5 protein-coding genes are annotated in these 4,857 nt (G+C 35.1%); all 5 read left to right on the top strand.

Annotated features, from left to right (window positions below):
- Window positions 1-190 precede the first annotated feature (190 nt).
- The 5 genes from ENL20_01545 (at window position 191) to ENL20_01525 (ending at window position 4,767) form a co-directional block, all read left to right on the top strand.
- Window positions 191-1,207 carry a VWA domain-containing protein gene (locus tag ENL20_01545; GenBank protein ID HHE37242.1) on the top strand — a complete coding sequence of 339 codons (1,017 nt, stop codon included), beginning with the start codon at window positions 191-193 and terminating at the stop codon, window positions 1,205-1,207.
- A gap of 227 nt (window positions 1,208-1,434) precedes the next feature.
- Window positions 1,435-2,178 carry a tetratricopeptide repeat protein gene (locus tag ENL20_01540; GenBank protein HHE37241.1) on the top strand — a complete coding sequence of 248 codons (744 nt, stop codon included), beginning with the start codon at window positions 1,435-1,437 and terminating at the stop codon, window positions 2,176-2,178.
- A gap of 238 nt (window positions 2,179-2,416) precedes the next feature.
- A complete protein-coding gene (locus ENL20_01535) occupies window positions 2,417-2,659 on the top strand; it encodes a ribbon-helix-helix protein, CopG family (GenBank protein HHE37240.1) in 243 nt (80 codons plus the stop codon).
- Window positions 2,644-2,982 carry a type II toxin-antitoxin system PemK/MazF family toxin gene (locus ENL20_01530; GenBank protein ID HHE37239.1) on the top strand — a complete coding sequence of 113 codons (339 nt, stop codon included), beginning with the start codon at window positions 2,644-2,646 and terminating at the stop codon, window positions 2,980-2,982. The genes ENL20_01535 and ENL20_01530 overlap by 16 nt, the downstream gene beginning before the upstream one ends.
- A gap of 6 nt (window positions 2,983-2,988) precedes the next feature.
- Entirely contained in the window at window positions 2,989-4,767 is a 1,779-nt protein-coding gene (locus ENL20_01525) for a protein BatD (protein HHE37238.1), read from the top strand.
- The last annotated feature ends 90 nt before the right edge of the window (window positions 4,768-4,857 follow it).

Below are 4,857 nucleotides of genomic sequence, written 5' to 3'. Positions count from 1 at the left end.
TGAAATTTTGCCCGAAATTTGGAAACTGATGAATCAGTTATTGACCTCTATCTTCTTATTAACCACCAACTTAAGTTGGTGGTTAATGAAACAGGAAAAAGTATTAACCGTTTTAACGGTTTCCAATTTTATTGAATTTGACCTTTTTAGAGTGGACTCATTAATTCTTTCATAAAAAAATCGGAGATTTATGATGAAGTTCGGAAATCCATATATATTATTTTTGCTGTTATTGATTCCAATATTTCTAATTTATATCGGAATCGCCAACCATCGCCGCAAAAAGAATTTTGAGAAATTTGCGGAAAGCAGGTTTTATGATTTTTTTATGCAGGAATTTTCTGTATTTCATTGGTCTTTGAAAAACATAATTTTCGTAGGAGCGATCTTCTTTATGATATTCGCTGCTGCTCGACCTCGCTGGAATAAGGAAGTTCAGATCCTGAAAAAAGAAGGGATCGATATTGTTGTCTGCATCGATGTTTCCAAAAGTATGGATGCCCAGGATATCAAACCAAGCCGAATTGAGAGAGCAAAAGACCAGATTTCGCTTTTCATCGATCAATTGAAAGGAGATAGAATTGCCATCGTTGCTTTTGCCGGCAGGAGTTTCGTGCAATGTCCGCTCACAGATGATTATGGAGCAGCGAAATTATTCCTGAATTTGCTCGATACTGAAACTGTTCCATCTTACGGAACAGATATCGGCGGAGCTATTCAAATGGCGATGAGTCTGTTTGGAGAAGCAGAAAAACATAAAGTTATCATTGTTGCAAGTGATGGTGAAGATCTTGAAAAACAGGCAATCAAAATAACGGAAGAAGCAGCAAAAATAGGTGCGATAATTTACACTCTCGGTATCGGTTCTCCGGAAGGAAGCACGATTCCCATCAAAGAAGAATCCGGAAATATCGTTTATGCAAAGGATGAAAAAGGTAATATCGTATTTTCCAAACTTGATATTAACACGCTTTCGCAAATTGCTAAAATCGGAAATGGCAGATTTTTCCCGATCACACCGCAACAGTCGGAAATTTTCGAAATTATGAAAAACATAAATTCTATCGAAAAGAAGAAATTCGATTCCAAAGAATTTGTGCGTTATAAAGAGCAGTATAAATATTTTGTGATCATTGCTTTGATCTTGCTGATAATCGAATCATTGATCATTTATAAGAAAAAAACAAAATTCAAAAGAGTGATTTAAAGAAACCTTCCGAATGGTTTCAAACAGAGAATTTCTTCTTGCTCGACCTTCGGAATGGTTGAAATAATTGAATCAGTTGAAATGGGAGATCTTCGGAATTGTTTGATGAACGAGTTCAACTTAAGTCAAGATCGACTGAAGCCGACTTAACTCAAGTTTTATAGTAGCACAGAATTGCATTCTGTGAAATTCACATTTTACAAAAATGTGCTGCAAATGAGGAATAAATGAAAATAATTCTAATAATATTAATCGGATTCCTTTCCATAAACATCTTTGCAGAAATCCTTACTTACGATAAAGTGCTGAAAAATCTGAAAGGAACGAAATTCTATAAAAAAGAAGAATTCGATCAGGCAAAAGAAGAATTCAACGAAAATGCTATCAAGAATCCAAATGATGGTAGATTGCAGTATAATTTAGGAAATTCCCAATACAAAAAAGGTGATCTTGAAGCAGCAGAAAATTCTTTTAATCTTTCACTTCGAGATCAGGAATTCAAAGACAGATCGCTTGCTTATCAGAATCTGGGAAATGTAAAATTCCAACAGCAGGATTATAAAAATGCTATCCTGAATTATCGTAATGCTTTGATCGAAGATCCGCAAAATCTCGATGCGCGTTATAATTATGAACTTGCTTCCCGTTTCCTGCAAAGACAACAAAATCAGCAACAGCAGCAACAACAAAATAAAGACGATAAAAATAAAGATCAGGAGAAGAAGGAACAAAAACAAAACCAGGACAACCAAGATAAAAAAGAACAGCAAGAACAAAAGCAGGAACAACAAAAAAGCGAAGAACAAAAGAAGAAAGAACAACAGATGAAACAGGAACAGGCAAAAAAAGATGAAAAGAAAAAAGATGCTGAAAAAATGCTGAAAGCCCTCCTCCAAAAAGAAAAAGAAGAAATGAAAAAAGAAAAAGCAAAAATGAATGTTGACAAAACAAAAAAAGGGAAGTTTTGGTAAATTGGTTGAACTGGTTCAATCAGGGATCAGTATCTCCGTCGTCCCGATGGGATAAAATAAACAATCTTTAAAGAAGTTGTATGAAACAGGAAAAACCACCGAGACGGCTGTGATACTTCTCCAACTTAAGTCAAGATCGGCTGAAGCCAACTTAACTCAAATTGAATCGGTTTAGATTGTTGAAGAAATCGCTTGACTTTCAAGATTGGTATGATAATAAGTCATACTGGAGGTTGTAATGAATAAAATGAAAGTTGCAATAACATTAGATGAACATATTTTAGTCCGACTGGATAGACTTGTTAAACAATATATTTTTCCAAATAGAAGTCAGGCTATCCAAGAAGCGATTGAGGATAAACTTAAAAAAATCGACCAGAACAGGTTAGCAACAGAAAGTGCCAAACTTGATCCTGAATATGAGCAAGCGATCGCAGAAGAAGGATTTTCAGCGGAGTTATCAGAATGGCCGGAATATTAAGAGGTGACATCAGGTGGGCAAATCTTAATCCAACAATTGGAAACGAACAAGAAGGATTAAGACCAGTTTTAGTTTTAAGTAAAGATATTTTTAATAAAAACTCACATACAATTATTGCTGTGGCACTGACTAGTCAACAACCCAAAGCGGGATTTCCTCTAACCTTGGAATTGACTTCGGAAAAACTACCAAAAAAATCATGGGTAAAAATAAGTCAGATCAAGATTCTTTCCACAAAAAGGATCGGCAAAAAAATTGGAAAAGCAACTAATCAAGAATTGATTCAGATTATTGATGGTCTAAATGAAATTATCGGAGCATAATCTTTAATGATTAAAAAAATCATTTTTTCAGCACAAATTATTTTGATAACTTTTACTCTCTCTGCTCAACTAGAAGTCCAATCGTATGTCGATAAAACCAAGATTGGATTGCAGGATTATCTGAAGCTGACAATCGAGATTTCCGGAGAAGATGCGGATCGAGTGAGTCAACCATCACTTACAAAACTTGAGAATTTCGATAAACTGGGAAGTTCCTCATCTTCTTCATCTTCGATCCAGATCATTAATGGCAAGATGGAGTCGAGTATCACGAAAAGTTACACTTACACTCTTCGTCCCCGCAAAACCGGCAAGTTCATGATCCCGCCGATCACGATCAAATATAAGAAAAAGTCTTTCGTTACAAAACCGATCACGATCAATGTAATCGAAGGCAGCACCGAACCAGCTCCTCCAACTTCCAACAGGTTGAAAAATAATAATCAGCAGTCTTCAGATAAATTAGCTGATAATTTATTTATAATTGCTGAAGTTAATAAAAGTTCTGTTTACGAGAATGAACCAATTATCGTGGATTACAAGATTTATACAAGATACGAAGTTTCTGACTTGGAATTCGCTTCTGATCCGACTTTTAATGGTTTCTGGAAAGAAGATGTTTATACTCCATCCCGAATTAATTTCAAACGAGAAACACGCAATGGAATGCTTTTTAATATGATGCTGCTCCGTTCTGTTGCCTTATTCCCAAATCAAACCGGTAATTTACATATTCCTGCTCTGGAAATGAATGTCGATATCAGGACACAGTCCCGCAGTTTTTTCGATTTCGGCACGACAAAAAGATATATCATTAAAAGCCAACCCAAAACAATCAATGTAAAAGAACTACCTCAAGCAGGTCGTCCTTCCGGTTTTTCAGGAGCAGTAGGGAATTTCAAGCTTTCCAGTAATATCAGCGAGAAAGAAATGAAAGTCGGAGATTCGTTCACTTATACCCTGGAAATAACAGGAACTGGTAATTTGAATCAATTTGATGCACCCGTTTTACCGGATATTCCAAATTTGAGATTCATGGAACCGGAAATAACAACTGATATTCAAAACAATAAAATTTCCGGAAAGAAAACAATAAAATATCTTGTAATCGCTCAGGAAAAAGGAATTTTTACGATTCCTGCCGTATTTTTTTCTTACTTTGATATAGAACAGAAAAAGTATATCACCAAACAAACAAAAGCATTTACGATCGATGTCAAGGAAGGAGATGCCGTTTTTATCCCCAGTTCTTCTGCTCAATCAACTGTTCAGATGGAAGGTTATGATATTGGATTTATCATCAAAGATGCTTCCCTGAAAAATAATGTAATTTTCCTCGATTCTTTTTATTACTGGCTTCTCTGGTTTCTTGTTTTATTGTCGATCCCTGTTTCATTATTTTATGCAAGAGAAAAGGAAAAATTAGCAGTTAATATTGATTATGTTCGTCAGAAAAAAGCAAAAAAGATCCTGAAAAAATATATGAAACAGGCTTCCATTTTTGCTGAAAATAATCAATTGGATTTCTATACATCTGCTCAAACAGGTTTGGTAAATTATCTTTCCGATAAACTGAAAATCTCGCGAGGAAGCACGATCGAAACGATCATCGAGAAAATCGGAGAGAAAAATTTCCCGGAAAATTTGATTTTTAAAATCAAACAACTTTTCGAAAAATGCAACCAGGCAAGATTTATGCCCGGAGGTTTTTCTAAAGAAAATATCAAAAATGATTTTACTGAACTTCAGGACATAGTCGGGGAGATTTCCAAAATTAAAATGTAACTCCATTTGCTAAATTGAGATGTATCACAATCAATCCTGATTGTGCTTTTTCTCAAACAAGACAGTGTCCGATTACTAACGGATTGTTTG

Source organism: Candidatus Cloacimonadota bacterium, assembly GCA_011372345.1.
Classification (GTDB): domain Bacteria; phylum Cloacimonadota; class Cloacimonadia; order Cloacimonadales; family TCS61; genus DRTC01.
Note: the sequence above shows the minus strand (reverse complement) of the source record. Positions and strands in the feature narration are given on the sequence as shown.